The sequence below is a fragment of the Pseudoalteromonas sp. BMB genome, from assembly GCF_001709235.1.
Taxonomy (GTDB): Bacteria; Pseudomonadota; Gammaproteobacteria; order Enterobacterales; family Alteromonadaceae; genus Pseudoalteromonas; species Pseudoalteromonas maricaloris.
Genome location: NZ_MBQA01000005.1, coordinates 1 through 353, shown reverse-complemented (window position 1 = coordinate 353; position 353 = coordinate 1). Strand labels below are relative to the sequence as shown.

General features: G+C 47.9%; 1 pseudogene. It reads left to right on the top strand.

Annotated elements, in window-relative coordinates:
- Nucleotides 1-353: pseudogene (locus BB427_RS24320) on the top strand (contractile injection system protein, VgrG/Pvc8 family); the annotation flags it as partial.

Here is a 353-nt window from a genome sequence, read left to right as displayed (position 1 = left end):
GCATGGAGCAAGATATTGGTGGTAAACAAAGCGCCACGATGCCGAGTGTACCGCAAATTCAAGCCCTCTCTGAGAATGCTCGACTCTCACTTGCCGCCGATGGCATCGCTACCATGGCGAGCAGTACCATTGAGTTGTCTTATACCTATCAAGATGGTAGCCCAATTATGGGCGCACCATATACCATTCGATTTGCAAACGGCACAGCGCTGACTGGTAACTTAGATGACAGCGGTAAAGCAAAAATTGAGAATGCACCACCCGGTCAATACACCGTGCAATATGGTGAGGATAAACGCGATTACCTGCCAGAAGATAATCGCCCTAAAAATCCACTGTATGGAAAAATCACC